We start from the raw sequence: 26,628 nt of genomic DNA, 5'->3' as shown, positions 1-26,628 counted from the left end.
AAAGGAGCTGATCATCATCGTTGATCGGCTTCTTTTTGTGTAAATATACATAGTAGTTAGAGGAGAAGAATATGGATTCAATGAAATGGTTATTACCGAATATTACAGCCCCAACGTGGATGGACGTTATTATCGCCATCGTTATTTGCGTCGTAGGTTGGCTTTTTCAGCAACTGGTTATAAAGGGAATTATTAATCGTATTGTTACATTTTTAAGAAATCGTCAGCAAGACTTTCAGGCAACGGTGCTAGAACAATTCAATAAAGCGATTCGCTATGCATTTATGTCAGCTGTTATTGTACTCAGCTTAACTATATTATTGGAAGAAAATTTATTTACAAATGCAGTGACTAAGAATTTTGTATTGTCCATTATTGTGTTTTTTGCATTTAAAGGTGTATATGATGTTTTACATTTTTATACGAAGCAGCCACTACCATTGAATAGTGAAGAAGAGCCGAATGTCCTGTTACCGTTTTTTCTTCGTATAGGCAAAGTGCTTATTATGATAGCAGCGATGTTTACGATTGCTTCTTTCTGGAATTTTAATTTGAATGGCTTTTTAACAGGGATTGGTTTAACTGGTGTAGCGATTGCCTTTGGTATTCGAGATACTTTAGCCCATGTTTTTGGTGGTATGTCAGTCGCATTAGACAACCCGTTTAAAATTGGCGACTGGATAGCGACAGAAGATCAAAAAATAGATGGAACCATTGAAGATATTAATCTTCGAAGTACCTTAATTCAAACGGGTGATAAAGGGCTTGTTTATGTCCCGAACTCATATTTAGTCAATCGGCCAATCTATAATTTATCTAGACGAGAAAAACGAAAATGTGAACAATTTTTATATGTAGCTGCTGAAAATAAAGAAGAAAAATTACGAAATGCTTTAAGTGCTATCCAAAAGGAAATTTATTTGCATACAAATACAGAAAAAGAATTGATTCATGTATTTATAGATGAATTTTATCCTACTTCTTATCGCGTTCTTATACGTTTCTTTGTAGCAACAAATGATACGGCCGTGATGCTAAGTACGCGACAGGATATTTTATTTGCTATTCGACAAATATTTGAGGAACAAAATATTGAGCTAGCTGACCCAGCAGAAGATGAATGGCTTCGTCAGAAAAAATAATTTGAATTGTTAGTTTCTTTGTTTTAAAATGATAATGAGTAATCAGCTTTGATGAAGAGTAGTAGCTATTATTATTTGTTGTAGAGAGCTAGTGGCTGGTGGAAACTAGTACAAATGAATGGTGAATGGACTTCGGAGCTCTAATCCTGAATAAAGTATGGATTAGCGTTTGCCTACGTTATAGGGTATAGAGTAGGTCTTTTAACGCCTTGCGACGCAATTATGCCCGGGCATAATTCTTAAGACCAATGAAGGTGGCACCACGGCTTTTCCGTCCTTTTGTGATGGAAAAGCCTTTTTTAGTGTAGAAGAGCAGAGCATAGAAAAGGAGAGAAAGAATATGACAGTTGAGCTTAGAAAGTTTGCTATGAAGGTATTACAGGGTGATATGATGACGCCGATTTCCGTTTATCAATCACTTGAAGGGAAGCGGAAAATGCTTTTTGAGTCGTCCGCGAAACATGAAGAAAGTGGGCGTTACTCGTTTATCGCCGTTAATCCAGTTGCAGAATTGATTGGAGATAAGGATGGTTATTCCTTTACCAAAGGCGGAGAAAGCGAAAAAGCGAGTGGAAATGTACTCACTAAATTAAAGCAGGTAATGCCATTCCATGAGGCACAATATCCTTTCGCCTTTTTTGGAGGAGCGATTGGTTTTTTTGGATACGAAACTGCATTTTATGCAGAGAAAATAGGAGAATTCTTGCAGGATGATTTAGAAATGCCAGATGTACATGTTTTTTTCTATGATACATTTATTGTTTTTGATCATTTAAAGCAAGAAGTGACATTAGCGGCAATTGATTTATTTCATGAAGGGCGCTCTCTTGAAGCAATGGAGTTGGCTATTTCTACGATGGAAGAGCAGCTTTATGCTGGGAAAACATTTGATGTCATGACACTTGGAGAGCTTAATTTCAAGCCACTGATTGAAAAAGAAAATTTTGTAGCAATGGTTGAACGAGCTAAACAGTATATTTGTAAGGGTGATATTTTCCAAATTGTTTTATCACAACGTTTCACCTCACCATTTACAGGTAATCCTTTCGATTTATATCGTCAGTTGCGTACATCAAATCCGTCACCATATATGTTCTATATGGATTTTGGCCCGTATACCGTTTTAGGAACGTCTCCTGAAAGTCTCGTGAAGGTGAAGGAGAGAAAGGTAACGACAAATCCAATCGCAGGAACAAAACCTAGAGGCAAAACAGTGGAGCAGGATAAAACGATTGCGGAAGGCTTACTAAATGATGAAAAAGAAATTGCTGAACATCGTATGTTAGTGGATTTAGGTCGTAACGATCTTGGGCGAATTGCCAAAATTGGTACAGTGAAGCTTGTGAAATATATGAATATTGAGCGCTATAAACATGTTATGCATATTGTATCAGAGGTTATCGGCGAATTACGCGATGATGTACATGTTTTGGATGTTCTTCGAGTTTGCTTACCTGCTGGTACAGTATCAGGTGCGCCGAAAATTCGCGCTATGCAGCTAATTAATGAGTTAGAGCCCGTAAAACGTGGGGTCTATGCAGGCGCAGTTGGCTATATTTCCACTACCGGGGATATGGATTTAGCTCTAGCCATTCGCACAATGATCATTAAAGATGATCGTGCTCATGTGCAGGCAGGGGCTGGTATTGTGTACGATTCTGTGCCATTGTCTGAATACGAGGAAACACTCAATAAAGCTCGCGCGCTATTGGAGGTAAAAAAATGATTTTACTAATCGATAACTATGATTCATTCACATATAATTTATTTCAACAAATAAGTATGCTTGGAAAAGACGTAGAAGTAGTGCGTAATGACAAAATTACAATAGAAGAAATTAAGAAAATGCAACCAGCAGCTATTATTTTATCGCCTGGTCCAGGTACGCCAACTGATGCAGGGATAACGGTGGATGTTGTCAAAGAGCTTTATACGGAATTTCCGATTTTGGGCATCTGTCTTGGACACCAATCGATCGGGCAAGCATTTGGCAGTAGCATCGTTCAAGCCAAAAATATTATGCATGGAAAATTATCTACGATTCAATACGAAAAAACAGGTTTATTTGCTCAGCTAGAAGGTAAAATCGAAGTAATGCGCTATCATTCTCTCATCATTGAGCAAAGCACGTTACATGAGGATTTCACTATTTTAGCAACCTCCAGTGATGATGGTGAGATTATGGCAATTCAACATAAGGATTATCCACTTTTGGGGTTACAATTTCATCCAGAATCCATTGGGACGAAAGAGGGCGGTATAATGATGCAAACCTTCTTAGAACAAATTTCATAAACGAAACAAAATAGGCTGTCACCCAAAAATCAGCAGTTGTGATTTTTGGGTGACAGCCGTTTTTTTATGAAGAATAGAGCGTCAGCGACAAATGTTTTACCTGCGCGAAAGCGAAGCGTCAGCGACAAATGTTTTATCTGCGCGAAAGCGGAGTGGCAGCTGCAACAAAGCGAGTAGCCCGTAGCGGAAATCAGCCTCTTTGCATGGATAAAAATGGTTAATCAACACACCCTATTTATTCTTTCAATAAGAAATCATGTTATTTCTTTTTCCCTGTAATCAATTTTGCAATTTCCTCTAAAGGCATCGAGGAATTGATTTCATAGGAACCAATTTGTAAGCTTCGAGCGTATTTAGGGTTAGCAAGTAAAATTTCCATTTCAACACTATTGTCAATAATGCCACCATCTTCAAGCTTTTGCGCTACAATATATGGTGTAATACCACTGTAAATTTGAAGTGTCATAGTGGTAACATCAGCTGGGGTATCTGCCGATTCATGATTGTCTTTCGTCTTTGCTTCAGTCTTCTTAGGGCTTTCCTTTTGAGATTGCGTAACTTGTTTCTTTAGCAATGCAATTTCTTTATTTGCCTGTTCGAGCTTTTTTTGTAGCTCCTCTACATTATCCTCACTTGAGGAAGCTTTAGTTGGTAGACCAATATTGAGATCAAAACGAGTTGCTAAAGCTAGCATAGCTCCGACAAGAAAAAGTGCAATGCCAAATGCACGGATAGAGGATTTATTCATGTACTACCGACCTCCATTTGCAATCACTTGTCGCACTTGCTCTTCTGTTAAATTTGAGCGAATACTTATATCGGCTACAGAAAGACCTTGCTTATTTAATTCAAGCACCTGACTTACGATAATTTGATGAATAGGTTTTGTTTGTGGTAATCCTTGTTCAGCTTTTGATGCTTGAGCAGCTTGTTGAACAGCCTGCATCACTTGTTGAACCTTTGGATTTTGCATCTTATTTGGAGCTGAATTTGATTTAACCTGGAATTCAGGCTCTAATAATAGTTCTTCCTCAACAATTTTTAGACGACGTTTTAAATTATTTGTTTCTTGAAAAATAGAGATGGATAACTCTTCTACATCTTGTTCGACTTTTTTCGCGCTATTTTTGAAAAAGAACGACACGATGATTAGAAGAATTCCAACAATCATAAGTATTATGGATAAATCCAATAGTTTCACCTCATTAAGTTATGTAATTATAAGGTATTTTACCATATGCAAACTTAATATGAAATGAAGCTGGATTTTTTTTTAGTTTGTGTTATAATAGGTAAGTCGTATAAATCATGCTCAAAATTTAAATTCTTGATATAGAGTGGGAGGGTTAATGATGCGCGTAAACATTACTTTAGCTTGCACAGATTGCGGCGAACGTAACTACATTTCTAAAAAGAACAAGCGTAACAATCCAGAGCGTCTTGAACTTAAAAAATATTGCTCTCGCGAGAAGAAATACACTCTTCACCGTGAAACTAAGTAATTGCTCATTAAGCCAAAACCACAAGTGGTTTTGGCTTTCTACATTTTATCAATTACGCCAAGTCGAAATTGATTAGGAGGTAGCTTAGCATGGATAAAACAACTATACGGAATGAGGTAAGGGAAGTTCTTACTAAAATGAGTGAAGAAGCTTACCATGATCGATCTATTACTGTAGTGAAAAAAGTGCTACAGGAACCATATATAATAGAAGCAAATACAATTGGCATTACCATTTCCAATAAGCCAGAAGTCGACACAATTCATTTAATTGAAGAACTGTGGCAGCTTGGTAAAAAAGTCGCTATACCTAAATGCAACCCAAAAACAAGAGAAATGTCATTTTACGCCATTGAATCGTTTGACCAGCTTGAAACTGTTTATATGCATTTGCGTGAGCCAATTCCAGAAAAAAGTGAGTTTATTGACGCAAATGAAATGGATGTCATACTTGTTCCAGGTGTTGTTTTTGATATGTTCGGTTATCGAGTAGGCTATGGTGGTGGTTATTATGATCGCTATGTAATAAACTACAGAAAAGGTAAGCTCATATCGCTGTTATTTGATGAGCAGCTATATGAACAAGTACCTACAGATGTACACGATTGCCCAGTAGATATCATTGTGACACCTACAAAACGTATTGACTGTGTAACACAACGAGGAGCGAATTAAAATGGACAAGATGTTAGATATTTATGAATTATTAAAAACATATGGCACATTTATTTATACACGAGATCCTATTGGTGATTTGATGTTAATGGAGGATGAAATTCGTGAGTTGTATAAAGCGAATGTCCTAGATATTAAAGATTACCAAATGGCATTATTACTAATTCGGCAAGAAACGACAAAACTTCGTATGAAAGAAAACAATCAATAATGTTTTAAATATAATTCAATTGGGGTATTGTAAAAATAATGTAACATGTATGTAATATTGTAAGAAACAGTGGTTTTCCACTGTTTTTATGATTTTGTGAAACTTTTTACAAACAAAGACGTATATATAAGTATCGAGCGCATAGACGAGCAATGTGAAAAGGTATCCCAAAATATATCTGTTGCGTAACTGTTAAAAAAAGATTAAGATATATTTTGTTTCAGTAACAATTATTAAAAATTATTATTTTTTCGTGTTAGAAAGTAGGGAGGATGTTAGGAATGAAATCAATAAAGTGGCCTAAACATTCATTTATGATACTAGCAATTGTAGCAACTTGGATAAAAACGGTCATTGTTTATCACACAAGCTTTGAGATGAAAATCGAAAATGCGATGCAACAATTTATTTTGTTTATTAATCCATTAAGTTTCTTGCTATTTGCTTATGGTTTAGCGTTATTCTTTAAATCTCCAAAAGGTAAAAATCGTTATATTATTACAGTCAGTGTTATTTTATCAATTGTCTTATACGGAAATGTGGCGTTCTATCGTTTCTACAACGACTTTATTACGCTACCGGTATTATTCCAAACAAGTAACTTTAGTGATTTAGGAACTTCTATATCGGCGATTGTAAACCCTTGGGATGTATTATATTTCATCGACGTATTTATTCTAATTTTAGCTAATAAATATGCGCCTAGAATGAAAACAGCTGTGAAAGTCAATGTGGAATTCCGCCGCGCGTACTTCGTATTGGCGGTTGCTATGACTTTCTTAAACTTAGGATTAGCGGAAATAGAGCGTCCGCAATTATTAACACGTAGCTTTGACCGTGAATTACTTGTGAAAAACATTGGGACTTATAACTACCATTTGTATGACATCTATATTCAATCTAAATCTTCTGCTCAACGTGCATTAGCGGATGGCAGTGAATTAGTAGAAGTGAACAACTCTATTCGATCTAATCAAGCAGCGGTTAACCCTGAAATGTTTGGGAAATACAAAGATCGTAACCTAATTGTTGTTTCAATGGAGTCTTTACAAAACTTTGTAATTAATAACCAGATGGATGGTCATGAAATTACACCATTCTTAAACTCGTTAACAAAAGATAAAGATACGTTTTATTTCAGCAACTTCTATCACCAAACTGGGTTAGGGAAAACTTCTGACTCAGAGTTTATTGTAGAAAACTCGTTGTTCGGTTTAGGCCGTGGTGCGGTATTCTTCACACACGGTGGAAATACGTATAACTCAATGGCTGAGCGCCTTGGAGAAAATGGTTACTTTACTAATGTCATGCACCCGAATAATAAATCATTCTGGAATCGTGACATGATGTATCAATCATTAAAAGTTGATAAATACTATGATGTAGATTCATATAAAGTTAACGAAGGCGAAGCTGTTAACTGGGGTATGAAAGATATTCCATTCTTAGAGCAATCTGCGGCATTAATGAAAGATATGCCACAGCCATTTTATTCTCGACTAATTACATTAACGAACCACTATCCATTTACGTTGGATCCAGAAGACGTAATGATTCCTGAATACACTTCAAACTCAGGTACATTAAACCGTTACTTCCAAACCGTTCGTTATATGGATGAAGCACTAAAAGACTTCTTCCAAAACTTAAAGGATCAAGGAGTTTATGATAACTCAATTATCGTAATGTATGGTGACCATTATGGTATTTCAGAAAACCACAACAAAGCGATGGCTCAATATTTAGGAAAAGAAAGCATTACACCATTTGATAATGCACTGCTACAAGAAGTACCTTTATTCATCCACATCCCAGGAGCTGGTGATGGTAAAGAAATGACAGAAGTGTCTGGACAAATGGATTTACGTCCAACAATTCTACACCTTCTTGGCATTGAAACTTCAAAAGATATGCAACTTGGTGCTGACTTATTCTCACCAGAGCATGAAGATTTCGTTATTTTCCGTGACGGTCGTTTTGTAACAGATAAATATGTTTATGCTGGTGAAGCTTGCTATGACAAAGCTACTGGTGAAGAAATTGATGGCAAGCCATGTCAGCCATACGCTGATCGGGCTACGACAGAACTAGAAAATTCTGATGCTATCATTAACGGCGATTTGCTTCGCTTCTATGATGAAAAGACAGGTAACTTGAAGCAAGAATCTGTCAAATAATAAAAAAGAGATCTCATTGGACATGAGATCTCTTTTTTGATGTGCGCCCGGCTATAGGGTGCAAGTCCCGAACCCCGAAGACAGAAGTAGAGGTTAGCCAAGAAGCAAGGGTGTCCGTGGCGACGCGGAATCTGAAGGAAGCTGGAGGCAAAACACCGGTCCGAGGAACACGAATCTCATAGAAGGCTAGGTATGATTGGATGAGTTTGCATAACAAAACAAAGTCCTTTCTGTCGAAGGTCATATCGAGTAAATGAGGCGGATAGATGGTGTGAAAGTGCATGCGCTTACCCGGGGAGGTCTGATGGAAATGCAAAGTACACTTTGTAACCTACTTAGCGATAGGTAGCTGAACCATCAGAAGTCAGCAGAGGTCATAGTACCGTTTACATGGGAAGGACCGAACCATGAAGGAGTGTGGAATAAACTCAAATTTCACTTATTCGATGAAGCAGACAATCCAAAGATGGACTTATTTAGTGGAAGAAATGGTGAATCCCATGGGAGACATTAAGAGGGCTGAGAATACAAGTGGCAAGGAGAGACCGAAAAGCATAACGAATAGGGAGATACAAAATCGCTGTTCGTCAGACTTCATGGAACCGCCGTATACGGATCCGTAAGTACGGTGGTGTGAGAGGTAGGGAGTTAATCACTCCCTCCTACTCGATTCTATATCAAATGTTGGAGTGGGCAACATGTTCAATCGGTCGGTTCGAGGTTACAATCCATCACGCTAGCTTATGAATACCTCGACAAATATTTTAAAGCCTCATTTTACACTTAAACAGGAGCCATGTGGAAATATTTTCATGTTATAGAGGGTTTAATATCAAATCTAAATTCTAAGCGCTCAGGAAGGCAAATAAACAGCCCACGTGGAAGAGATGAGCGTTCAGTTAGTAGATAGGAGAAATAGAGCTAAAAACGACAGAAAAAGAGCAGTCTCATAATTGAGACTGCTCTTGTTTCTGTCTAAATTTTAGTGTGTTGGTGGGTACCCGCTATTAATAACTGTCATAATTACGAACCAACCGAATATTACCGCACTTAATAAGTTGAAAACAACGCTTAAAAGGTTCTTTTCTTTAATTGCTTGGAATGTACCAACTGCTGCTAAAATCGCCACTAGACCAAAAATAACCATTAATAAGTTCATTAAAAAAAGACACTCCTTTCGACATCAGAAAATGAATGTCGTAAACAATATTCCTCCTTAATTGTAAACGTTCTACCTGTTTTTGTCGAGAACTAAAATAGCGTAAACTATGAACATTTATCGTCAAATTGTGGCAAAGGCTGTATAATATGAAATTGAGGTGATGACAATGATGAACGTACGAAGTTATTCGCTTGGACCAATTCAAACGAATTGTTATATCGTATCGAATAAAAATAAGGAATGCATAATATTTGATCCAGGAGAAGAAGCAGATCGAATCATCAAGACTATACGGAGTAACGGTCTAAAACCATTAGCTATTTTTTTAACACATGCACATTTCGATCATATCGGTGCCGTAGATGCTGTCCGTGAAGCTTTTAATGTTCCGGTATGGATTCATGAAAAAGAAGTTAGCTGGTTAGGAGATCCAACAAAAAATGGCTCTAGCAAATACGCAGCATTACCAGATTATATAGTCGCTGCCCCTGCTGAAGAAAATATTATTAAAGAAGAACAGTTATTTGAAATAAGTAATTTTAGTTTTAAAGCTATTTTTACGCCGGGACATTCACCAGGTAGTATTTCATATATATTTGAAAATGATGGCTTTGCTATTGTTGGGGATACGCTATTTGAGCAAGGTGTTGGACGTACAGATTTACTTGGAGGCTCAACAAAAATATTACTGACATCGATTCATGATAAGTTATTGACACTACCTGAGGATACGATTATCTACCCTGGCCATGGTAATTATACAACGGTCGGTGCAGAAATGGAGACGAATCCTTTTTTAAATGGTTTTTAAGCAATAGATTGAAATGATCGGTATGGGTAAAGTAACTTCATAACATACAAAAATCCCCCTAGCATTTTGTAGGATAGATAGAATAAATCAACTTCTATCCTATTTCATTGCAAAGGGGGATTTTACTATGTATTTCATAAAAAAAGCGTGTCTCACATTCGATGAGACACGCGATTTCTTTGTATTAATGACCGCCGCCAGGTACGTGAATGAATGTTGTATAGTACGTGAAGCCAGCGAAGAATACAGTTAAATAGGCTCCGAAAATGTACATGTACATACGCTCTGAAAGGTTTAAGAAGCCTAATAATAAGAATAAACCTGTATTACCTACGAATAATAGCGATACCTCGTTCATACCACCAAGGTAGAACATGACTGCAAAAATACCTGTCCAGAATGCCATAACTTTATACATATTATCCATGAAGATTTCCCCTCCTTTTGCCCACGACACAATAATCTCTTACTCATTATAAATGATATGAAAGGTATCTGTAAACTGGAACTTCTGCTTCTTTGTGACAAACAAATGGATTTTTAAATTAGCTATCAATTTCTGTCACGTTTATTTCATATTTACATAAATCGCAATTATGTATCATGCTTTCAATATGTATAAATTCATTGTTAGAAAATAACGCATCTAACTGTCCCTTTAAATAGGATTCATGTAAAGAACAAACAATTTCTGAATGAGTAGCAAGTTGCTCCTGGAACGGACAATTAAAAATGGAGAATGTCACCTTTTTACCTTGCTCTGTTTGCGTTACTTGCGGAATATAGCCAATTAATGCTGCATTGTCAGTTAATAGCTGAAGTTTTTGGTCGAAGGAAAGAGTATTATTTAAAGATAACTCAGCATTTACATAATTCCTCATTTGCTGATAACCATCTTGGTAGCTAATTTCCTTGCCTTTTTCTAATGCAGATGGTCCAAATTCTTGAATTAATTGAATTGTCCATTTTAGTAGTCGATCCTCATCACGTCTTGGGAACGATAATGATACGCCTTTATCTGAGGCCTTATATACACGACCAGGTCGGCCACCTTTTCCTGTCTTGGCAAAATCAGCTGTTATAATATTAATTTCTGAGAGCTTTGTTAAGTGTAGACGTGCAACGTTTGGATGTATGCCGAATTCATCAGCGATATTTTGGACTGTTACAGTTTTCTTCTCTTTCAGGATGTACTCATAAATAGAGTATCTAGTTTCATCGGCTAATGTACTCGTAATTTTTAATGGATGGATCATTTGTATCACCTCTATAAATTTTTTAAATAATATCTGCTCTACCAGTGTTAGGAAAAACATGTTAATTCTATTATATTGTATTATTGAAAAAGATACAGTTCTTTAGTGAAAATTTGCACGTTATTCACAGTTTTATCGTAAAAAACATATTTGATAGTAAATTTTTATTTTAAGAAAAGGGCTTTTCTTGTGGCAAATTCGTATCGTGTACTAGGAAAAAACGAATAGCTCGGTAATATTCGAATGGACTAGAAGAGGGGTGTGAATATTCGGAATCTTGAAATAAGTACAGAAACTTTTACTAAAAGCCCATCATTTCAGTGTATCAGATGATTTTTAGTTCCAGAAAAATGTACGATGTTGTAGAAAATATAATAAGCTTATTAAAGGGAGTGACTATTTAGATGAGTGAAAAATTTTCCAATCAAAATAAGATTATTAAAAATATGATTGATTCATTTAATCTTTCCATTAATTTCGATCTTACTGGGTATCTTGAAAAAGAAGAAGAGATTTACACTAAGTACCCAGAAAATTTTCTAATAATAGATCGTTTTCCCATGATTATTAGTAAATCGATGGAATGGTTTGCTCCTCTGGACGTTTGTTTTAGTCAAAATAAACAAACACCAAAAGAATTTTTTGAAGTTGAAAAAAAATTTATAAATACTTTAACTATCTTATCGTGTTATAGCTCTTTGTTGGTACAAAGTTCTTATTACTTTTCAGAAAGAGAGATACCAGATTTCTTCACAAATGAAGAAAAAGATTATCTTTTAAAAATGAAAGACCATCCTTTTATTCAAATTATATCCCCGAAAGAATTAAGTAATTACTTAAAATTAAGTCTAAGAGGGTACGAGCAAACTATAATTTATTTACCAGAATTAAAGATTATTGCATGGGTAAATGAATTAATTGTTTCTGTATTTGTTCAAGATGAGAAATATAGAAAACTTATCGATACAATCAGTTCAACTGAGGGTTTATATTTAAGAGAAAAATAGGTCTAAGAACTTAAAGATGAAGGACTTAGTCTTATTTAATTTTCTAACTTAAACAAAATTTTAGCTCATCATCAAAAATGGTGGATGACATTTATTGAAACATTTTCCATGTATATTAGTCGATCTTCGTTCCAGCAGGGCGACTCCTTGGGAATCAGTGGCTCATCGGACGCCTCCCCAGGAAGCTTTGCTCTGTGCGAAAGCGAAGCGACAGCAACACCAACACCAAATGTTTTCTGTAGCGAAAGCAAAGCGACAGCTATAAAACGCCCTAGTAGGAACGGAAATCAACCACACGTTATGGTGATGAGGTCTTGTGCATTCATCATTCATATGACTATGTTCATCTTTAGTGAAAATTTGTGCGTTATTCACAGTTTTATCGTAAAAAACATATTTGAAAGGAAATTTGATAGTAAATTTTTATTTTAAGAAAAGGGCTTTTCTTGTGGCAAATTCGTATCTATACTAGGGATAACGAATAGAGCGGTCATATTCGAATGAACTAGAATAGGGGTGCGAATATGCAGAATTTTGAAACAATTGTCGAACAAAAATGTGAGCAACTTTTACTAAAAGCATATCATTTCGGTGCATCAGATTTATTGTTAGTTCCAGAAAGAGTACGATATCGTATTTATTTTCGAAAATATGATAAGCTACTCCAAGCAGGTGAGTTACCGTACGATCTTGCGGAACGAATGATTTCCTATTATAAATTTTTAGCGGCATTAGATATAAGCGAGCGGCGAAAACCCCAAAGCGGCTCTTTCCAAAAAGCTATGGAAGAAGATCAATATGCCTTCCGTGTCTCTACACTTCCCTCAGTATTTTTAAAAGAAAGTCTAATTATTCGACTGCTTTTACAAAATCATGCTTTCCCACTTACTTCCCTATCTTACTCTAAGTATGCAGCAGACATGTTGATGGAACTAGTGAAACATCGACAAGGGCTATTATGTTTCACAGGTGCAACCGGATCTGGTAAGTCAACATCTTTGTATTCTCTGATCCATTATTGTTCTTCAGAGTTAAATAGACACGTCATTTCATTAGAGGACCCTGTCGAAAATAATCAGGCTAATCTTCTTCAGATTCAGGTGAACGAACGAGCAGGAGTTACATATTCTACAGGCTTAAAGGCTATTTTGCGCCACTCACCTGACGTTATTATGATTGGAGAAATACGTGATAAAGAGACGGCAAAAATCGCAATCGAGGCATCGTTAACAGGTCATTTAGTGGTCACGACGATTCATGCCAAGGATTCAGTCAATTGCCTTTATCGATTCATTGACTTAGGCGTTTCAGTGGAAGAACTTCGTCAAACAGTTGTAGGTATTGTTGCTCAAACTCTTTTCCAATCGCCAATAATCAAAGAAGAACGCCGTGCATTATTTGAAATATTAAGCGATGTGCATCTTCAAATGGCCTTAAAGGCAATTACGCAAAAAACTAGCTATGAGCTACCACATGAGTTAACACTTTCAGGTCAAAGAGAATTAATAGAGAGTCCGAACTATGCGAATACGAAAATTGATTGAGAGAATTCGTCTTGATTACAAAAAGGCGACAATTTGGCGAGTTAGGGAGCAAGCCCATTTTTTTAGCCGATTAAGCGTGCTAATGCAGGAAGGTTATTTATTCCCGCAAGCTATTTCAATTCTATTACCCCATCATATTGAAGCACATGAAGAAATACAAAAGCTAATCAATGAAAAGCTGAGGCAGGGAGTCGGTGTTTCAGGAATTCTTGAAACTTTGCACATTTCAAAGCAGTATTTAGTGGCTATTACAGTTGCAGAAAACAATGGGCATATGATCGAAACGTTAAAAGGTGTGGCTAAGCAAATGGCTTTGAGTGAGGCGACGAAGAAAAAGTTAATGAAGCTACTCTTATATCCAGTGGTACTCTTTCTATTTTTGTTGCTGTTGTTTTTAGTATTTCGCACCGTATTTTTTCCTAATATAGAAAAAATGGTGACAAGTCGAACTACCGGCAAAGAGGAAACAAGTAGTATTGCTTTGTCAAAGCTATTATTGCATTTTCCCGACGCTCTATTTGTTGTAGGGATAGCCGTAATTTGTAGCATTTTGATTTTTCAGCTGTATCTCAAACGACAACCAATTGCTCAGCGGCTAAAAATCATCTTAAAAACTCCATTTATTCGGATGTATATACGAATATCTTTAACGAGACAATTTGCTGCGTATTTAGGAAGTTTGTTACAAAGTGGATTTTCTTTACAGGCAAGTCTACAAATTTTAGAGGAGCAGCGACTTCAACCATTTCTTCAACATTTGGCCCGATGTATAAAGGAGCGTGTTGTTTTTGGTGATACGCTCACACGAGCTGTAAATTTGATGGAAGTTTGGCAGAAGGATTTCTCCGTATTTGTTGAACATGGGGAGCAAAGTGGCTATTTAGGGAAAGAGCTAGTACTGTATAGCGAATTACTGACAGAAAAGCAGGAGCAACTATTGCATAAAATCCTTGCGTTTGTGCAGCCAACCTTCTTTATTATTATTGCAGTGTGTATAGTTGCCGCGTATGTAAGTTTATTATTACCAATATATCAAATGATTGAACTAGTATAGGAGGATAATAATGAAACGTCTAAAGCAGCAAGCTGGCTTTACATTGATCGAAATGTTAATCGTTCTGCTTATTATTTCAATATTAATTTTAATCACAATTCCAAACGTTACGAAACATTTTGCCACAATTGATGAGAAGGGCTGTAAAGCGTATATTAGCATGGTGCAGGGGCAAGTAGAGGCGTATCGAGTAGATTTTATGGCATATCCAACAATTGGGGAATTAGTAGAAAAAGGCTATTTGAAGAAGAATGAAACGACCTGTCCAAATAAAAAAGTGATCGAGATAACGAATGATGGAGAGGTACGATTGGCAAAGCCATCTTCTGAAGTAGGTTCTGGTAGCTGATGGATGTTATAAAAAGTGAGCGTGGCTATACGTTTGTTGAAATGATCATTGTATTGTTTATCGTTATGTGTTTGTCAGTGATTGTCGTTAAGTATTCGTTAAAAGCAGCGGAAACTAGGGAGCTTGAGCGATTTTTCACGCAAATTCAATTAGATATTCAATATATACAAACTTATAGTATGCATCAAAGGGAATATATTTCGATGAAGTTTGAAAGTTCATCCAAAAGATATATCATTAAAAAAGATTTTTATACCGAATTATATGAACGACCTTTTCCGAAAGGGGTAGAATTCATACCTGAATCAAATTCGGTTCACACGATTATCTATAACTACTATGGGACCGTCATGACTCCAGGGACTATTTATTTTAATACACCTCAGGGCATTAAAAAGGTTGTGATTACGTTAGGGCGAGGGAGATCAAGAGTTGAATGAATCTGGTTATTCATTTGTAGAAACGATTTTATCAGTGGTCATTGTCATGTTATTATGCACGACGTTAATACCAATTAGCTACACGATGAAAACAACGCTTTATAACAAGAAGCTAGAGGTCATCGCAGCTGAAACGGCTTATGAAGGTTTAAAGCAATATTACTATTTACAGCAAGCGGAAGGCTCTAAAATAATTGAAAATGTAGAATTTACTTGGGCTTTTGATGGACAAGGGGTATGTGTAAGCTTTCAAAATACAAGAGAATTACGTAAAAAATGTATCCAGCAGACAGGTGAAGTCGATGAATGAGCGGGGTTATACATTATTAGAAGCATTGTTTCAATTAGTTGTTTTTATGCTTATTGCACATCTTGTTGTTTTCATTATGTTATGGTTCGCAGAAATGAAAGTAACGGTACTATCCGATGAACAATCGAAGTGGGAGCTATTTGTTTATGATTTGAATATGTATTTAGAGGATATTTCATCATTCACGATTCGAAAAGATCAAAAGAGAATAACCTTCCAAGCAGCAGATGCAACTCATAATATTGATTGTTATAGTAATATTATTCGCGATCAAGTGAAGGGTGGTCATGTGCCACTGCTAATTGGTATTAATAAATGCCAGTTCAAATATGAAAAAAATATGTTAACAGTAACTGTTGAACTTCCAAGTGGTATCCAAAAGGAGCGAACCTTCTATGTACCGGTTATTGAAAAATGACAGAGGGGCTATTTTTTTAATCGCAATTGCATTATTATTTTTTGTAACTACTTTTGTTCTTACGTATTGTGCGTCTTATGAAATTCAGTTTCGAACATATGAAGGGCTAGAAAAGATGAATGTTCGAGCTACGATAAATTTATTAGGACAAATTTTGTCAGACAGTGTAGAATCGTAGTTATAAGAAGGTGATTCGAATGCGAAAAATATATTTAGTTGGCTTTATGGGCTGCGGGAAAAGTGCGTTAGGAAGACGTTTAAGCTATTTACTAAAGATGCCATATTATGATATGGATCATGAAATAGTGAGACAGCAGGGCATGACCATTCCACAGATTTTTGAAAAATACGGCGAAGCACGTTTTCGAGAAATAGAAACAGAATTTTTGAAAAATTTCCGAGATGAAGCTTGTATTATTTCAACAGGTGGTGGAGTTGCGGTCAATGTTGAAAATCGAAAAATAATGAGACGCAGCGGACTCGTGTTTTTTTTAGATGCGACATTCGAAGATATTTACAAACGAATACAGCATGACCCAAACAGACCGATTGTACAAAGTTCAACAAAAGAGGAGCTTGAGAATCTGTATCATTACAGAAGAAAGTTCTATCGTGAGGCAGGACATATACAAGTGTTAACTGAAGGTAGAACAATCCGCCAAATTCTTGAGTATTTAGTATTCCAAGTTAAAAGGTTAAAAGGCGAACGATAATGTGTATTGATGATTTTAACGTTCGTGTTTCATTATAAAATAAAAAATGTTTGCCTTTTCAATGCAATTAATGTTAGGATATAGACAAATAAGTAACTTAATGTTCATTGAATACTAAATAGTACCAAGATTATCTTGGGCGGATGATTGTGCGGGGAGAGCACGTGTAGACGTCACCGAAGGAGCAAGTAGCAAAGTGTTATGAATCTCTCAGGTAAAAGGACTCGTACAAGACGCAACTCTGGAGAGAGCTGTAATACAACAGCCACCAAAGGGGAAAGCCGGCTGATTGGCATTGTAACAATGCGAGCCAGTCTGGTGTAACTTTCAGGTGCAAGGACAGAGAATCCCGAAAAGGGGTTCGTCTGTCTTTTTTTATGTCAGAATGTTTTGCCTAATTTCCTCTTATTTATTTGGATGAACAAGTAAGTGAAACATGAACTGTACTAATATAAGAAGAACAGACGAACTACTACTAGTAAAAATGTAACTAACAATAAGGGGGCAAAAAGAATGGCGAACGAATTAAAACGTACACCTCTATTTGACGAATACGCAAAGTATGGTGGTAAAACAATTGACTTCGGTGGATGGGAATTACCAGTACAATTCTCTTCTATTAAAGAAGAACATGATGCAGTACGTAATCGTGCAGGTTTATTTGATGTATCACATATGGGTGAAATTTTAGTAACTGGCCCTGATTCTCTAAATTTTTTACAAAATCTTTTGACAAATGACATTTCGAAAATTGCAGTTGGTCAAGCGCAATATAATGCAATGTGCTATGAAGATGGTGGTGTTGTCGATGATTTATTAACGTATAAATTAGCAGATAATCATTATTTACTTTGTGTAAATGCGTCAAATATTGAAAAAGATTATGATTGGATGATGGAAAATCAACATCAATATGACGTGACGATCGACAACCAATCAGATGCTTATGCACAAATTGCCCTTCAAGGTCCATTAGCAGAAGAAGTTCTTCAATCATTAACAGCTACTGATGTAAGTGCCATTAAATACTTCCGTTTCCAAGCAGATGTTGAAGTTGCTGGTCATAAAGCATTAGTCTCTCGTAGTGGTTACACAGGAGAAGATGGTTTTGAATTATACGGCTCCCCAGAAGATATTAAAGCTTTATGGGATAAAATCTTAGAAGCTGGAAAAGACAAAGGTGTTGTGCCAGCAGGTTTAGGTTGCCGCGATACACTTCGTTTTGAAGCAGGTCTGCCATTATACGGGCAAGAGCTATCAGCGACAATTTCACCTCTTGAGGCGGGTATTGGCTTTGCTGTGAAATTAAATAAAGAAGACTTTAATGGTCATGAGGCATTAGTGGCACAAAAAGAAACTGGGTTGTCACGTAAAATTGTGGGCATTGAAATGATCGATAAAGGTATTCCTCGACATGGCTATAAAGTGTTTAAGGATGGTAAGGAAATCGGTGAAGTGACAACAGGTACTCAGCTTCCTTCCTCTAAACGTAATGTTGGTAACGCATTAATTGACAGCCAATTCGCAACTATCGGAACTGAGTTGGAAATCGAAATTCGCGGTAAGCAATTAAAGGTAGTAACAGTTGAAACACCGTTTTACAAGCGTTCAAAATAATAGGTGAAAAGAGGGAGCTACATTTATGAAACATCGTTATTTACCAATGACGGAGCAAGATAAACAAGAAATGTTAGACGTAATTGGTGTATCTTCAGTTGATGAGTTATTTGGGGATATTCCAGAAAAAGTACGTTTTAAAGGCCTGTATGATATTAAAGAAGCAAAATCTGAATCAGCTTTATTAAAAGAATTATCAGCACTTGCTGCGAAAAATAAAGATACAAATGCTAACGTATCGTTTTTAGGCGCTGGCGTATACAACCACTATAAACCAATTATCGTGGACCATGTTATTTCACGTTCAGAGTTTTACACAGCATACACTCCGTATCAACCAGAAATTTCTCAAGGGGAATTACAAGCAATTTTTGAATTCCAAACGATGATTGCAGAGCTTACAGGTATGGATCTTGCAAACTCTTCTATGTATGATGGGGGAACAGCGTTAGCTGAGGCAGGTATGCTTGCAGCTGGCCATACACGCCGTAAGAAAATTTTAGTATCTGAAGCGGTTCATCCTGAGTATCGCGATGTCGTTGCTACATATGCATACGGACAATCAATTGAAATTGTTACTGTTCCACATAAAGATGGTGTGACAGATGTAGAAGCATTAAAAGAACTAATCGATGATAATACGGCAGCTGTTATTGCACAATACCCTAACTTCTTTGGTCAGGTAGAGGACTTACAAGTAATGGGTGATATTGCACATGAGGCAAAAAGTTTATTTGTCGTATCTTCAAACCCACTTGCACTAGGAATTTTAACACCACCTGGTAAGCTAGGTGCTGATATTTGTGTAGGTGACGCACAAGTCTTCGGTATTTCTGAGGCATTTGGTGGTCCACACTGTGGTTTCTTTGCTGTAACAACTAAGCTTATGCGTAAAGTTCCAGGCCGTCTTGTTGGTGAAACAGTGGACGGAGAAGGTCGTCGTGGTTATGTTTTAACATTACAAGCACGTGAACAGCATATCCGTCGTGATAAAGCAACGTCTAATATTTGTTCTAACCAAGCACTTCTTGCACTTGCAGCTTCTGTTGCAATGACTGCTCTAGGTAAACAAGGCGTTCGTGAAATGGCTACGCAAAATATTGCGAAAACTCGCTATGCTAAAAATGCTTTTGAAGCGGCAGGCTTTACAGTAGCATTCCAAGGTGCACACTTTAACGAAATCGTTGTGAAAACAAATAAATGTGTGAAAGAAATCAATAAAGGCCTAATTGAAAAAGGTATCATCGGTGGTTACCCATTAGGTCAAACATATGAATCTCTTAAAAATCACGTGCTAATCGCAGTAACAGAATTACGCACGAAGGAAGAAATTGATGCACTTGTTGCAGAAATGGGGGCTCTTAATGAATAACGAAAATCAATCACTCATTTTTGAAATTTCCAAAGAAGGTCGCGTAGGCTATAGCTTAGAAGCACTTGATGTACCAGAGGTTGACCTTGCAGATTTACTTCCTGCGAACTTAGTACGTGCTGAAGAGGCGGAATTACCAGAGGTTTCTGAGCTTGATATTATGCGCCACTATACAGCACTTTCTCGTCGAAACCACGGTGTAGACTCAGGTTTCTACCCTCTTGGCTCTTGTACGATGAAATATAATCCAAAAATTAACGAGGCTGTTGCCCGAATTTCAGGCTTTGCTAATGTTCACCCATTACAGGATGAATCAACAACTCAAGGTGCGATGGAGCTTCTTTATGATCTACAAACTTCATTAGTTGAAATTACAGGTATGGATGAAGTGACATTACAACCTGCAGCAGGTGCACATGGTGAATGGACAGCATTAATGATGATCCGCGCATTCCACGAAGCAAATGGTGAAGGTCACCGTAATAAAGTTATTGTCCCTGACTCTGCTCACGGTACAAACCCAGCATCGGCAACAGTTGCAGGCTTTGAAACTATCACTGTTAAATCAGATGAAGATGGTTTAGTAGATATTGAGGATTTACGCAAAGTAGTTGGATCTGATACAGCGGCATTGATGCTGACAAATCCAAATACACTTGGTCTATTTGAAGAAAACATTATCGAAATGGCAGAGCTAATTCACTCTGTTGGCGGTAAAGTATACTATGACGGCGCAAACTTAAACGCAGTTATGAGTAAAGCACGTCCTGGTGATATGGGCTTTGACTGCGTACACTTAAATTTACACAAAACATTTACAGGTCCTCACGGTGGCGGTGGCCCGGGTTCAGGTCCAGTAGGAGTGAAAGCTGATTTAATTCCATTCCTTCCAAAACCAGTTTTAGTAAGAACAGAAGAAGGAACATATCACTTCGATTACGAACGTCCACAATCAATCGGACGTGTTAAACCTTACTATGGTAACTTTGGTATTAACGTACGTGCATACACTTATATCCGTACAATGGGTCCAGATGGCTTAAAAGCTGTTACAGAATACGCAGTACTAAACGCAAACTATATGATGCGTCGCTTAGAGGCATTCTATGATCTACCATACAACCGTCATTGTAAACATGAATTTGTATTATCAGGACGTCGTCAAAAGAAACTTGGCGTTCGTACTTTAGATATTGCGAAACGTCTGTTGGACTTTGGCTACCATCCACCAACAACTTACTTCCCATTAAATGTGGAAGAGGCGTTAATGATTGAACCAACAGAAACAGAATCAAAAGAAACTTTAGATGCATTCTGCGATGTGATGATTCAAATTGCAAAAGAAGCAGAAGAAAATCCATCAATCGTTCAAGAAGCACCACATACAACAGTCGTATCTCGCCTAGACGAAACACGTGCTGCTCGTACACCAGTGCTTCGCTACCAAAAAGCATAATTAATTGTATAAGGTGTCCAATGAGTATTTTTCATACTTGTTGGACGCCTTTTTTATTATCTTAAATAAAAGAAGAGTAGAATCCGTTTTTATATTATAAATAGGTGTTTATTGAACAGCAGTTAATGACTAAGAGAAATCATACTTTAATCTATTTTTAATATCTATTTAACTTTAAAAAATATCATAAATTCTACTGAATATATTTTTTACACAAATGTATTGGTATGTGAAGAATGTAAATCAAAATTAGTGCTTATGATTGTGTGAAAATGATGCCTCTATCAAGTAATGGCTGATTTGCCCCTAACGACGGTTGAGAAGCAAGGTTAAACGGTCTGCCACATCATCCTCATGATAACTTGCAATCAGCTAATAAATTTGTTAAAGGGAAGTAACTGTTCACCTTTTTATTAAAATTTGGACTATTACCTTATATTGACAAGGAAAAAATTGTTGTGTATTATGTGTTATAGATACCAACGGTTGGTATTAAAGAGGAGGAAGAAAATGGCAAGAAATAAATATCCAGAACAAACTTTAGAACAAATACTATCGGTGTCAACAATACTCTTTAAAGAAAAAGGTTATGAAAAGACGAGTATACAAGATATTATTGACGAGTTAGGTATGTCGAAGGGAGCGATTTATCATCACTTCAGATCAAAAGAAGAAATATTACTTGCAGTGATGGAGCAACAATTTAGTTATGCTGCACAAATGTTAGACGACTTGATTAATAATACTCAAGCAGCCAATTCAAGAGAAAAACTTGCAAAGATTTTAGAACACATTGTAGCAGATCCTAAAGCACATTCCATAGACAGTTTCTTGAGCGAGCAGATTAAAAATCCTCAATTTGTCTTAACGGGAATTAAAAATGGTGTTAATAAGGATGCACCTAATATTGCGAAAATCATGTTAGAGGGAAAAGAGGATGGGTCAATCAATACGGAATATCCAACTGAATGTGCAGAGATTTTTATGCTGTTAGTAAATATTTGGATTAACCCTATTCTATTTGAACGAAAACATGATGATACAGTTAATCGTTTAAGATTTTTACAACAGATGATGAAGGGATTGGGGGCGGATATTGTCAGTGATCAACTGATTAAAAAAATATCTGATCATTATTCTGATATTGGAGGATACATTCAAAATGAATAACAATGATGTTGTAGTAAAAACAGAAAATCTGGTAAAAGTGCTTTCTAATGTAGAAGTAATAAAAGGATGCAATATGACTGTTCGACAAGGATCTATTTATGGTTTTTTAGGAGCGAATGGGGCGGGTAAAACAACCATTTTTAAAATTTTAACGGGTTTACTTACACCGTCAGCAGGAAAAGTAGAAGTGCTTGGTATGGATGTTACTGTCAATAGGGATAAAATTTTAAGAAACATCGGTAGTATTATCGAAGTGCCTATTTTTTATGAACATCTTTCAGCAGAAGAAAATTTAAGTCTGCATCTTGCTTATTTGAACAGAGAAGAGGTTGATATTTCTAAAGCATTAGAAAAGGTAGGGCTTGCTAACACAGGTTCACAGCCAGTCTCAAAGTTTTCATTAGGCATGCGACAACGATTAGGAATTGCAAGAGCGTTAGTCCATCAACCCAAATTACTGATATTAGATGAACCGATAAACGGACTAGATCCTTCTGGGATTCGCGATATGAGAAAATTGTTTTTGGATCTTGTAGAGGATTATGGAATGACCATTCTGATTTCCAGTCATATTCTCAGTGAAATTGAGCAAATTGCTGATACAGTGAGCATCATTGTTGACGGAGTTGTTAAAGGAGAAGCAACGTTGTCCGATATCAAAAGGCAGTATCCTAGTGGAATAGAGGAATTCTACTTTGAAATGACGAATAGGGGTGTCAAAATTGTATAAATTAATGAAACTGGAGCTAAGACGAAATAATCTTAATACTTACATGAAGATCAGTATGATTGGATGTCTGTTTCTTATTGGATTTATCTATTTTGTAGCTGTTGTAGCACAAGTAGAAAATGAGCCGGATTTTCAAAAATATTCGAATATCTTTTTGTTCACTAGTATTATGAGTATGTTTTTTTTTTCCATCCTCTCTGCAACTATGTTTTCACGGTTTGTAATAGAAGAATATAAAGGGAAAAAGATGATACTTTTATTTTCTTATCCAGTCAATCGAAAAAAAATATTACTTTCTAAAATCGCGGTAGTTGTTGTGTTTTCAACTGCTTCAATGATTATCAGTAATATTCCTCCAATCGTTATTTTTAGTATTACTGAAACTTTCTCACCAATTGTTAATGATACGCTATCTTCAGAATTACTGTTTTCAGTCATTAAAACAATCATTATTTTGTCTATAGGTATGAATGGGATTTCCTTAATTGCCATGAGAATAGGTTTTATCAATAAATCAGTTCCTAGTACCATTGTGTCAGCTCTTTTGTTATGTGCTCTCTTTGGAAATGCTGTTATCGGAAGTTTTGAGAAAAGTACTTTAAGCCTGATTTTATTAGCGATTTCTACAGCTGCAGGAATCATTGCCACAATGAATTTGATGGGGAAAATTAATAGAATCGAAGTGGAATGATTTTATAGAAAATGGCATTATGATCGTTTCGTGATTAGTATTACGAGATGCAGATTGTTTTTGAATAGCTGAAATATGAAAATAATAAATGAAAAGGAGAAAACGAAATGGTTGGATATAGTGAATTGATTGATAGAAAAAAAGTTTGTTTAGATCATACGATATCAGATATTGCACTAGATTGGATCACAGGTGATATTCATATTTTTGAAAATGAGAATGATGAAATAAAAGTTGTTCAAATCACCGATACAAAGTTTCCAGAACATAAACTTTTTCATCATACAGTAAAAAACGGAAAGCTTTCCATTACAGATGGTAGGAAAAAGAAGATACAAATTGGATTCAATCTTCATAAAACAAATTTGGAAATATACCTACCTAAAAAACAATTTGATTCTATTTCTATTGACTGTACTGGAGTTAATTTGTTTGTTGATCATCTTGATGCAATAAAATGCAAATGTCATTTAACATCTGGCACGGCTAAACTTTCAGGGAAAATGGAGGAATTTACTTTCCATGCCATCGGATCTAACGTATCGGGAGAATTTTTGGAAATTCAGAAATTACACTTACAGACGACATCAACAAAAATAGATTTTTTGGGAAAATTTTCAGAAATAAATGTCAACTCAACTGGTAGAACTACTAAAGTAAGTTCCTCAACTATGATACAGAAAATCGAATCGACTTCTACAGGGGCAAATGTAAAAGTAGAGATTCCAGAGAATGACGGATTTTCGTGTCATTTGAAAAAACTTTCAGGAAACTTTAAAAGTGATTTTTCTTTAATGCACTCTGGAGATTCTTATATATACAAAAATGGAAAGAATATATTTAGTGCAGAAATTAGAGGCGGTTCTTTTTCAATATCAAAAATTTAAAATAGTGATAACTGAAGTAGATTACTACTCCAGTAAGTATCGAAAGAATAAAGGGTCTAGTGAGTTTTTACTTGATTTGACATATTATAATTCATCTTTATAAAGGAGAAAAAAACATGGAAATCCCATTTTTAGTAGGAACAATAGTAGCTGTTTTGTTGTTATTTGCAGGGATCTTTGGATTAATAGTTGGAAAGAAGAACGGGACACCCTACAAGTGGGCATGGTGGTTGATAATAATTGCATGCTGTGCGTTTGTTAGTGGAATTATTAATTATGTAAACAAATAATTATTGGGAGGCATTCTTGGAATTGGCTAATTTAAATAGGAATTTTGGAGTATTGGTTATTTGTCAGGTTATCACTTTATTTGGAAGCTCCATCTTAAGATTTGCATTATCATTGTATATCCTTGATCTTACTGGATCAGCAAAAATATTTGGCTTAATATTAGCCATTTCAACAATTCCGACTATATTCTTAGCACCTATCGGTGGTGCTATCGCCGATCGCATCAACCGAAGAAATTTGTTGGTGATACTTGATGTTATTAGTAGTGTCATAGTTGGTGGATTGGCAATATTTTTATTTACTAGTGAATCATCCAATATTGTGATGATTGGGATTGTTATGACTTTGCTGATGATTGTTAGTGCTTTTTATCAACCTACTGTACAGGCAAGTATTCCTGTATTAGTGAAACAAGATAAACTACTAGAGGCAAATGGAATTGTGTCAGGAGTTTCTTCTATAACTAATTTTGCAGGTCCGGTTTTAGGAGGTCTTTTATATAGTATCGCAGGCATTGAAATGATCGTCATTATAACTTGCATCAGCTTTTTTCTCTCAGCTGTAATAGAGCTGTTCATAAAAATCCCATTTGAAAAGAGAGAGCAACCTTATGGGGCAGTGAAGACAACTCTTCTGGATATTAAGGAAGGCGTGTCATACATTGTAAAGGAAAATCCATTTATCTCTAAAGTAATATTAATAGCAGCATCATTAAATTTATTTATTACACCTCTATTTTTAGTAGGAATTCCGTATATTATCAAGATCACTTTAGGCATGAGCGATAGTTTATTTGGACTAACGCAAGGTGGTATTTCTTTAAGTATGATATTTGCAGCTGTTGCAATTGGTTTTATTTCAAAAAAACTTAAAGTAAATAATCTGTATCTCTGGTTTGTTGCAAGTGGAATTCTATTTATTCCAATGGCAATTACCGTTTATCCTGAATTTGTAAATAATAGTGGGGAAATAACTCTACAATTTCTTGTTTTCTCGTTCAGTTCAATGCTAATTATGTTCGCTATAACCATTATTAATATATTTATCATTACATTACTGCAACAACAAACTCCAAATTTATTGCTGGGTAAAGTAATGGCAATTTTAACAGCGGTATCTACTTGTTCAGTACCTGTTGGTCAAGTATTATTTGGTACATTAATTGATAAATTTGCAGACAATGTATACACATTAATATTTGCAGTAGCAGTCATAACAGTCTTACTGGCATTAGTGACAAAAAAATTGTTTAGCACAGTTGAACAAGTGGATATTAATCAGAAAGTATCAGTGAGTGAATAAAAGTAGTAAATAATATACAAAGCAAAAGATAGAGTAGAATCGAGGAA

Annotated in this window: 32 protein-coding genes, 1 riboswitch and 1 other annotated feature; of the genes, 27 read left to right on the top strand and 5 right to left on the bottom strand. The window is 36.0% G+C overall.

The genetic code is table 11. The features are described 5' to 3' along the window. Positions 1–71: 71 nt before the first annotated feature. The 3 genes from QUF91_RS18185 (at position 72) to QUF91_RS18175 (ending at position 3,437) form a co-directional block, all read left to right on the top strand. Positions 72–1,142, top strand: a complete 1,071-nt coding sequence (locus QUF91_RS18185) for a mechanosensitive ion channel family protein (protein ID WP_289418959.1) — start codon at positions 72–74, stop codon at positions 1,140–1,142. A gap of 39 nt (positions 1,143–1,181) precedes the next feature. Beyond that, positions 1,182–1,424, top strand: a binding site (T-box leader). 58 nt (positions 1,425–1,482) lie between these two features. Then, on the top strand, positions 1,483–2,868 hold the full coding sequence (gene trpE, locus QUF91_RS18180; protein ID WP_289418958.1) for an anthranilate synthase component I: 1,386 nt from the start codon (positions 1,483–1,485) through the stop codon (positions 2,866–2,868). Next, positions 2,865–3,437, top strand: coding sequence for an anthranilate synthase component II (locus QUF91_RS18175; protein WP_289418957.1), 573 nt, complete (start codon positions 2,865–2,867; stop codon positions 3,435–3,437). The genes trpE and QUF91_RS18175 overlap by 4 nt, the downstream gene beginning before the upstream one ends. 259 nt (positions 3,438–3,696) lie before the next feature. Here the strand turns inward: QUF91_RS18175 and QUF91_RS18170 are convergent, their stop codons facing one another. Both QUF91_RS18170 and QUF91_RS18165 read right to left on the bottom strand, forming a co-directional pair. Then, the gene (locus QUF91_RS18170; protein WP_289418956.1) at positions 3,697–4,185 is read right to left on the bottom strand and encodes a hypothetical protein; all 489 of its coding nucleotides are present in this window, start codon (positions 4,183–4,185) and stop codon (positions 3,697–3,699) included. 3 nt (positions 4,186–4,188) lie between these two features. After that, the gene (locus QUF91_RS18165) at positions 4,189–4,638 is read right to left on the bottom strand and encodes a hypothetical protein (RefSeq protein WP_353957854.1); all 450 of its coding nucleotides are present in this window, start codon (positions 4,636–4,638) and stop codon (positions 4,189–4,191) included. A 151-nt stretch (positions 4,639–4,789) separates the two neighbouring features. On the opposite strand from QUF91_RS18165, the gene rpmG reads away from it, so the two are divergent. From rpmG to QUF91_RS18145, 4 genes are all read left to right on the top strand, one after another. Then, positions 4,790–4,939, top strand: coding sequence for a 50S ribosomal protein L33 (gene rpmG / locus QUF91_RS18160; RefSeq protein WP_008408521.1), 150 nt, complete (start codon positions 4,790–4,792; stop codon positions 4,937–4,939). 89 nt (positions 4,940–5,028) lie between these two features. Continuing rightward, entirely contained in the window at positions 5,029–5,613 is a 585-nt protein-coding gene (locus QUF91_RS18155) for a 5-formyltetrahydrofolate cyclo-ligase (protein WP_289418953.1), read from the top strand. A 1-nt stretch (position 5,614) separates the two neighbouring features. Further along, positions 5,615–5,824, top strand: coding sequence for a YqgQ family protein (locus tag QUF91_RS18150; protein ID WP_068983531.1), 210 nt, complete (start codon positions 5,615–5,617; stop codon positions 5,822–5,824). Positions 5,825–6,105: 281 nt separating this feature from the next. Continuing rightward, positions 6,106–8,001 carry an LTA synthase family protein gene (locus tag QUF91_RS18145; RefSeq protein WP_289418950.1) on the top strand — a complete coding sequence of 632 codons (1,896 nt, stop codon included), beginning with the start codon at positions 6,106–6,108 and terminating at the stop codon, positions 7,999–8,001. 982 nt (positions 8,002–8,983) lie between these two features. On the opposite strand, the gene QUF91_RS18140 is transcribed toward QUF91_RS18145, so the two are convergent. Then, positions 8,984–9,160: a DUF2759 domain-containing protein gene (locus QUF91_RS18140; protein WP_285398055.1), complete on the bottom strand. Its 177-nt coding sequence runs from the start codon at positions 9,158–9,160 to the stop codon at positions 8,984–8,986. Positions 9,161–9,329: 169 nt separating this feature from the next. On the opposite strand from QUF91_RS18140, the gene QUF91_RS18135 reads away from it, so the two are divergent. Beyond that, a complete protein-coding gene (locus tag QUF91_RS18135) occupies positions 9,330–9,974 on the top strand; it encodes an MBL fold metallo-hydrolase (RefSeq protein ID WP_285398056.1) in 645 nt (214 codons plus the stop codon). A gap of 184 nt (positions 9,975–10,158) precedes the next feature. Here the strand turns inward: QUF91_RS18135 and QUF91_RS18130 are convergent, their stop codons facing one another. Beyond that, a complete protein-coding gene (locus QUF91_RS18130) occupies positions 10,159–10,401 on the bottom strand; it encodes a DUF2626 family protein (RefSeq protein ID WP_024361272.1) in 243 nt (80 codons plus the stop codon). Positions 10,402–10,519: 118 nt separating this feature from the next. Continuing rightward, a complete protein-coding gene (locus tag QUF91_RS18125; RefSeq protein ID WP_289418947.1) occupies positions 10,520–11,230 on the bottom strand; it encodes a helix-turn-helix transcriptional regulator in 711 nt (236 codons plus the stop codon). Positions 11,231–11,634: 404 nt separating this feature from the next. On the opposite strand from QUF91_RS18125, the gene QUF91_RS18120 reads away from it, so the two are divergent. The 19 genes from QUF91_RS18120 (at position 11,635) to QUF91_RS18030 (ending at position 26,581) form a co-directional block, all read left to right on the top strand. Then, entirely contained in the window at positions 11,635–12,237 is a 603-nt protein-coding gene (locus QUF91_RS18120; RefSeq protein WP_289418946.1) for a hypothetical protein, read from the top strand. A gap of 94 nt (positions 12,238–12,331) precedes the next feature. Further along, entirely contained in the window at positions 12,332–12,502 is a 171-nt protein-coding gene (locus tag QUF91_RS18115; RefSeq protein ID WP_289418944.1) for a hypothetical protein, read from the top strand. Positions 12,503–12,761: 259 nt separating this feature from the next. Beyond that, positions 12,762–13,781: a competence type IV pilus ATPase ComGA gene (gene comGA / locus QUF91_RS18110; protein WP_285398060.1), complete on the top strand. Its 1,020-nt coding sequence runs from the start codon at positions 12,762–12,764 to the stop codon at positions 13,779–13,781. Beyond that, on the top strand, positions 13,759–14,835 hold the full coding sequence (gene comGB, locus QUF91_RS18105; RefSeq protein ID WP_289418941.1) for a competence type IV pilus assembly protein ComGB: 1,077 nt from the start codon (positions 13,759–13,761) through the stop codon (positions 14,833–14,835). Before comGA ends, comGB begins: the two co-directional genes overlap by 23 nt. A 10-nt stretch (positions 14,836–14,845) precedes the next feature. Continuing rightward, positions 14,846–15,184, top strand: a complete 339-nt coding sequence (gene comGC, locus QUF91_RS18100) for a competence type IV pilus major pilin ComGC (protein ID WP_285398062.1) — start codon at positions 14,846–14,848, stop codon at positions 15,182–15,184. Then, positions 15,184–15,624, top strand: coding sequence for a competence type IV pilus minor pilin ComGD (gene comGD, locus QUF91_RS18095; protein ID WP_285398063.1), 441 nt, complete (start codon positions 15,184–15,186; stop codon positions 15,622–15,624). Before comGC ends, comGD begins: the two co-directional genes overlap by 1 nt. Continuing rightward, positions 15,617–15,934, top strand: a complete 318-nt coding sequence (locus QUF91_RS18090) for a hypothetical protein (RefSeq protein WP_285398064.1) — start codon at positions 15,617–15,619, stop codon at positions 15,932–15,934. Before comGD ends, QUF91_RS18090 begins: the two co-directional genes overlap by 8 nt. Further along, positions 15,927–16,352 carry a competence type IV pilus minor pilin ComGF gene (gene comGF / locus QUF91_RS18085; protein ID WP_289418939.1) on the top strand — a complete coding sequence of 142 codons (426 nt, stop codon included), beginning with the start codon at positions 15,927–15,929 and terminating at the stop codon, positions 16,350–16,352. Before QUF91_RS18090 ends, comGF begins: the two co-directional genes overlap by 8 nt. Beyond that, positions 16,330–16,530 (top strand): hypothetical protein, encoded by a 201-nt coding sequence (locus QUF91_RS18080; RefSeq protein ID WP_285398066.1) that lies wholly within the window; start codon positions 16,330–16,332, stop codon positions 16,528–16,530. The genes comGF and QUF91_RS18080 overlap by 23 nt, the downstream gene beginning before the upstream one ends. 19 nt (positions 16,531–16,549) lie before the next feature. Then, positions 16,550–17,065: a shikimate kinase gene (locus QUF91_RS18075; protein WP_289418937.1), complete on the top strand. Its 516-nt coding sequence runs from the start codon at positions 16,550–16,552 to the stop codon at positions 17,063–17,065. 143 nt (positions 17,066–17,208) lie between these two features. Then, a riboswitch (glycine riboswitch) is annotated at positions 17,209–17,301 on the top strand. Between the two features lie 277 nt (positions 17,302–17,578). Next, complete coding sequence (gcvT, locus tag QUF91_RS18070) at positions 17,579–18,682, top strand: glycine cleavage system aminomethyltransferase GcvT (RefSeq protein WP_289418936.1); 1,104 nt, start codon at positions 17,579–17,581, stop codon at positions 18,680–18,682. Between the two features lie 25 nt (positions 18,683–18,707). Further along, positions 18,708–20,054, top strand: coding sequence for an aminomethyl-transferring glycine dehydrogenase subunit GcvPA (gene gcvPA, locus QUF91_RS18065; RefSeq protein ID WP_289418935.1), 1,347 nt, complete (start codon positions 18,708–18,710; stop codon positions 20,052–20,054). Beyond that, on the top strand, positions 20,047–21,510 hold the full coding sequence (gene gcvPB / locus QUF91_RS18060; protein WP_289418934.1) for an aminomethyl-transferring glycine dehydrogenase subunit GcvPB: 1,464 nt from the start codon (positions 20,047–20,049) through the stop codon (positions 21,508–21,510). The genes gcvPA and gcvPB overlap by 8 nt, the downstream gene beginning before the upstream one ends. A gap of 510 nt (positions 21,511–22,020) precedes the next feature. After that, positions 22,021–22,680 (top strand): TetR/AcrR family transcriptional regulator, encoded by a 660-nt coding sequence (locus tag QUF91_RS18055; RefSeq protein ID WP_289418933.1) that lies wholly within the window; start codon positions 22,021–22,023, stop codon positions 22,678–22,680. Then, positions 22,673–23,410 (top strand): ABC transporter ATP-binding protein, encoded by a 738-nt coding sequence (locus QUF91_RS18050; RefSeq protein WP_289418931.1) that lies wholly within the window; start codon positions 22,673–22,675, stop codon positions 23,408–23,410. Before QUF91_RS18055 ends, QUF91_RS18050 begins: the two co-directional genes overlap by 8 nt. Then, entirely contained in the window at positions 23,403–24,101 is a 699-nt protein-coding gene (locus QUF91_RS18045; RefSeq protein WP_289418930.1) for an ABC transporter permease, read from the top strand. Before QUF91_RS18050 ends, QUF91_RS18045 begins: the two co-directional genes overlap by 8 nt. Positions 24,102–24,208: 107 nt before the next feature. Next, positions 24,209–24,988, top strand: coding sequence for a DUF4097 family beta strand repeat-containing protein (locus tag QUF91_RS18040; RefSeq protein WP_289418928.1), 780 nt, complete (start codon positions 24,209–24,211; stop codon positions 24,986–24,988). Between the two features lie 116 nt (positions 24,989–25,104). Next, positions 25,105–25,278, top strand: a complete 174-nt coding sequence (locus QUF91_RS18035) for a hypothetical protein (protein WP_289418926.1) — start codon at positions 25,105–25,107, stop codon at positions 25,276–25,278. Between the two features lie 22 nt (positions 25,279–25,300). Further along, positions 25,301–26,581 carry an MFS transporter gene (locus QUF91_RS18030; RefSeq protein ID WP_289418924.1) on the top strand — a complete coding sequence of 427 codons (1,281 nt, stop codon included), beginning with the start codon at positions 25,301–25,303 and terminating at the stop codon, positions 26,579–26,581. Positions 26,582–26,628: the final 47 nt, after the last annotated feature.

The sequence above is a fragment of the Lysinibacillus sp. G4S2 genome (genome assembly GCF_030348505.1).
Classification (GTDB): Bacteria; Bacillota; Bacilli; order Bacillales_A; family Planococcaceae; genus Lysinibacillus.
The sequence above is the reverse complement of the archived record's forward strand: the minus strand, read 5'-3'. Positions and strand labels throughout refer to the sequence as shown.